The organism is Stenotrophomonas chelatiphaga (genome assembly GCF_001431535.1).
Lineage (GTDB): Bacteria > Pseudomonadota > Gammaproteobacteria > Xanthomonadales > Xanthomonadaceae > Stenotrophomonas > Stenotrophomonas chelatiphaga.
In genome coordinates this window covers 1-4680 of sequence record NZ_LDJK01000108.1, presented here as the reverse complement: position 1 = coordinate 4680, position 4680 = coordinate 1, and the positions used below count along the sequence as shown (strand labels likewise).

Genomic DNA, 4680 nt, shown 5'->3' with positions numbered 1-4680 from the left:
ACGTGGAGATCGGCGTGGTCGGCTCCGGCGATGTCGAAGGTGTGCGACGTCGGCGGCGACGTGCTGCGTCGGCAGCCTCGGCTCGGGCGAGCTCGAGGTGCGCGATGTCGGCGGCAACCTGACCGTGCAGCGCAGCGGCAGCGGCGATGTCCGCCACAGCGGCGTGCGCGGCACCGTCACCCTGCCCCGCGGCAAGTAACCGACAGACACACACGGAAGACTCGACCATGAAGATGCGCACCCTGCTGCCCACCCTGCTGCTGGCCCTGCCGCTGGCAGCCTGTACCGGGCACGACAACGACACGGCCAAGGCGCTGGACGACACCGGGAGCAGCATCGGCCGCTCGGTGCAGGAAGCCACCGACAAGGCCCGCAAGGAATTGGCCACCGGCAATTTCAAGCTGAACGTCGATGGCCTGCCCGTCGCGGAGATCACCCCGCAGGGCGGTCTGCTGATCGAAGGCAAGGACGTGGTGACCACGCCCGCCCAACGTACCCAGTTGCTGGAGTACCGGCACCAGGTCGAAGGCATTGCGTCGGCCGGCATGGATATCGGCGTGGCCGGTGCGAACCTGGGCGTCAAGGCCGCCGGCGAAGCGCTGAAGGGCGTGTTCTCGGGCCAGACTGAAGGCATCGAACAGCGCATCAACGCCGAAGCGGACAAGCTGAAGGTCCAGGCCAAGGGCCTGTGCGACAAGCTGCCTGCAATGATGGCGACCCAGCAGGCGCTGGCCGCCTCGCTGCCTGCGTTTGCCCCGTATGCCACGATGAGCCAGAGCGACATCGACGGCTGCGACGAATGAGCGCACCCGGCCGCCGCCAGCGACCCGGCGGCGGCCGGCCGGCGCCACGGGGACTACAATGAGCGGCTCTCCCCCTCCCCGTGGACCGCCATGAAGAAGCTGTTCCTGCTGCTGGCCGCCCTGTCCTGCCTCGTGCTTGCCGGCTGTGACCAGGAGTACCGCAACCACCGCGTCGAACGCAGCAAGCCGAAGATCACCGTCAGCGACAGCATGGTCACCGTGCGTCGCGCACCCGCGCCCAACATCATCATCCTGGCCAACGGCCACATGAAGGTCGACGAGATCGAGATTCCGCTGCGGGCCGACCAGCAGCAGATGCTGCAGCAGATGTTCGGCCACCTGCAGGTGCTGCGCCAGAACACCCTGGTCGACGCCCCGGCCGACCCGGACAAGAAGCCGGTGAAGATCGTGCCGCCGGCCGGCAGCAACCCGATCCCGGAAGACCTGGTGCAGGTGATTCCGGAGTTCAAGGATTACACCGAAACCTTCGGCAACCTGCAGGCTGATCGTCGCTGAGGATCGTGGGTAGTGACGGCCGCTGGCCGTCGGCGTTTTGCCCTGGTGGGTGACGACCGTTGGTCGTCACGGCGTTGCCGCTGCGCTCGCCGACCATGGGTCGGCGCTACCCTGTCATTGCCCGGTAGTGACGACCGTTGGTCGTCACGCGGTTCCTGTGACGCGAGGGATCAGCCTCCCCCGCCGCCGCCTGCATGGATGCCACCGGCGGTGAGCGCCTTCGGATCCAGCAGCCTGCGCAGCTCTGCCTCTGCCAGCCCGCTGTCCTCCAGCGCGATCTCCAGCACCGGCCGCTGTTCCTTGTAGGCACGCTTGGCGATCGCCGCGGCCTTCTCATAGCCGATGATCGGGTTCAGCGCCGTGACCAGGATCGGATTGCGGTCCAGCGCTTCGCGCACCCGGTCCTCGCGCACCTTCAGCCCGTCGATCGCACTATCGGCCAGCAGCCGCGACACGTTGGCCAGCAGGGTGATGCTGTCCAGCAGGTTCACCGCGATCAGCGGCAGGGTGACGTTCAACTGGAAGTTGCCGGTCTGCCCGGCCACCGTGATCGCGGTGTGGTGGCCGATCACCTGCGCGCAGGCCATCACGGTCGCCTCCGGGATCACCGGATTGACCTTGCCCGGCATGATCGAGCTGCCCGGCTGCAGCGCCGGCAGCTCGATCTCGCCCAGCCCGGCCAGCGGACCGGCGTTCATCCAGCGCAGGTCGTTGGCGATCTTGATCAGCGCCACGGCAAGCGCATTGAGCTGGCCGGAGATCTCCACTGCATCGTCCTGCGCGGCCAACCCCTCGAACTTGTTGGCGGCACTTTCGAACTTGACCCCGGTACCGGCCTTCAGCGCCTTGGCCACGCGTTCGCCGAAGCGCGGGTCGGCATTGATGCCGGTACCGATCGCCGTACCGCCCAGCGGCAGGCGACGCAGGCGCTTGAGGCTGTCGTCGAAGCGCTGCTGCGCCGACGCCAACTGCGCCGACCAGGCCGAAAATTCCTGCTCGAACGTCAGCGGCATCGCGTCCATCAGGTGCGTGCGCCCGGTCTTGACCACCTTGCGCAGGCTGCGGCCCTTGCGGTCGATGACCTTGCGCAGGTGCGCCAGCGCCGGCAGCAGGTCTTCCTGCGCGGCCAGCGCCGCCGACACCCGCAGGGCGGTCGGAATCACATCATTGGAGCTCTGGCCCTGGTTGACGTGGTCGTTGGGATGCACCGGCGTGCGCCCGGCCTTGCCCCCGCGGTTGGCCAGCGTGGCGATGACCTCGTTGGCGTTCATGTTCGAAGACGTGCCCGAACCGGTCTGGTAGACGTCGATCGGGAAGTGCGCATCCCAGTCACCGGCGGCCACTTCGGCGGCCGCGCCCTGTACCGCCTTTGCGATATTCCTGGGCAGGTGGCCGAGCTCTGCATTCACCCCGGCCGCCGCACCCTTGACCAGGCCCAGGGCCCGGATGAATCCACGCGGCATGCGCTGGCCGGACACCGGGAAATTGTCCACCGCGCGCTGGGTCTGCGCGCCCCACAGGGCATCGGCAGGTACCTGCAGCTCGCCCATGCTGTCATGTTCGGTCCGGAAACCGGGGGTGGTAGTCGTGCTGGAACGCTTGCTCATCCGATCAACTCCGCATGCTTTCAGGGGGAAAGGGAATCTGCGGCTGGCATCGGGCAGGTTCCCCAGGCTGGCGTCTGCTTTCAGGATACAGGGTCGTGAAGGACGCCGGCCGTCACGCCACGGCAACCGCATGCGCGCCAGCCGTTGTTTTCGACAGTCGAGCAGGCGCGCCCCTACAATATGGCCCCCGCCGTCTCACAGCTGCCCGCCGACATGTCCGAATCCGCCCTGCTCGCCCTGTCCCCGCTCGATGGCCGTTACGCCGGCAAGGTCGATGCGCTGCGCCCGATTTTTTCCGAATACGGACTGATCAAGGCCCGCATCACGGTGGAAGTGGAGTGGCTGCTGGCACTGGGCGCCGAGCCGGGCGTGATCGAGCTGCCGGCCTTCTCTGCTGCCGCCACCGCGCGCCTGCGTGCGCTGGCCAAGGACTTCAGCCCGGCCCAGGCCGCGCGGGTCAAGGACATCGAACGCACCACCAACCATGACGTCAAGGCGGTGGAGTACTTCATCAAGGAACAGCTGAAGGACGATGCCGAACTGGCCCCGGCGCTGGAGTTCGTGCACTTCGCCTGCACCAGCGAAGACATCAACAACCTCAGCTACGGGCTGATGCTGGAGCAGGCCCGCCGCGAGGTGCTGCTGCCCACGCTGGATGGCATCGCCGCCTCGCTGCGCTCGCTGGCCCACGCACAGGCGGCCCAGCCGATGCTGTCGCGCACGCACGGCCAGACCGCCTCGCCGACCACCCTGGGCAAGGAACTGGCCAACGTGGTCGCCCGCCTGGAGCGCCAGCGCCGCCAGCTGGCGGCGGTGGAGCTGACCGGCAAGATCAACGGCGCGGTCGGCAACTACAACGCACACGTATCCAGCTACCCGGACGTGGACTGGCCCACCTTCGCCCAGCGCTTTGTCGAAGGCCTGGGGCTGGTGTTCAACCCGTACACCACGCAGATCGAACCGCATGACAACATCGCCGAGATCGGTGATGCGGCGCGCCGCGCCAATACCATCCTGATCGACCTCTCGCGCGACATCTGGGGTTACATCTCGCTGGGTTACTTCAAGCAGCGGCTGAAGGAAGGCGAAGTCGGTTCCTCGACCATGCCGCACAAGGTCAACCCGATCGATTTCGAGAACGCCGAGGGCAACTTCGGCATCGCCAATGCGCTGTTCGAGCACTTCAGCGCCAAGCTGCCGATCAGCCGCTGGCAGCGTGACCTGACCGACTCGACGGTGCTGCGCGCGCTGGGCACGGCGTTCGGGCACACCCAGGTGGCGCTGGATTCGCTGGCCAAGGGCATCGGCAAGCTGGAAGTGAACCCGCAGCGCCTGGATGCCGACCTGGATGCGGCCTGGGAAGTGCTGGCCGAGGCCGTGCAGACGGTGATGCGCCGCCATGGCCTGCCCAACCCGTACGAGCAGCTGAAGGCGCTGACGCGCGGCCAGGGCATCACGGCCGAGTCGATGCGCGCGTTCGTCGAGTCGCTGGAGCTGCCGGCCGATGCCAAGCAGCACCTGCGTGAGCTGACCCCGGGTGGCTACGTCGGCCTGGCAGCCGAGCTTGCCCGCGCGGTGTAAAGGGGTTTGCCGGGCTGCGCCCGGCGCCTGCTTTTTTTCCAAGCAACGTCAAGGTCCAGAGCAACAGCTGCACGGCTGCTTGTTGGCGGGGCGGGATGGGTTGGCGGGGGACGGCAGAAGCCGCATCCTGCGGGCCTCGTTTCGCGCCATCCATGGCGCTCAACGCCCCCGCC

Annotated in this window: 4 protein-coding genes and 1 pseudogene; 4 read left to right on the top strand and 1 reads right to left on the bottom strand. The window is 67.5% G+C overall.

All coding sequences use genetic code 11. The features are described from left to right. The 3 genes and pseudogenes from ABB28_RS18270 to ABB28_RS17125 all read left to right on the top strand — a co-directional run. Positions 1-199 (top strand): annotated as a pseudogene (locus ABB28_RS18270) (hypothetical protein); the annotation flags it as partial. Positions 200-227: 28 nt separating this feature from the next. Next, entirely contained in the window at positions 228-803 is a 576-nt protein-coding gene (locus ABB28_RS17130; RefSeq protein WP_057687568.1) for a hypothetical protein, read from the top strand. Positions 804-893: 90 nt separating this feature from the next. Continuing rightward, positions 894-1319, top strand: a complete 426-nt coding sequence (locus ABB28_RS17125; protein ID WP_057687567.1) for a hypothetical protein — start codon at positions 894-896, stop codon at positions 1317-1319. Between the two features lie 170 nt (positions 1320-1489). Here the strand turns inward: ABB28_RS17125 and ABB28_RS17120 are convergent, their stop codons facing one another. Then, the gene (locus tag ABB28_RS17120) at positions 1490-2926 is read right to left on the bottom strand and encodes a class II fumarate hydratase (RefSeq protein ID WP_057687566.1); all 1437 of its coding nucleotides are present in this window, start codon (positions 2924-2926) and stop codon (positions 1490-1492) included. 213 nt (positions 2927-3139) lie between these two features. On the opposite strand from ABB28_RS17120, the gene purB reads away from it, so the two are divergent. Then, positions 3140-4507, top strand: coding sequence for an adenylosuccinate lyase (gene purB / locus ABB28_RS17115; RefSeq protein ID WP_057687569.1), 1368 nt, complete (start codon positions 3140-3142; stop codon positions 4505-4507). Positions 4508-4680: the final 173 nt, after the last annotated feature.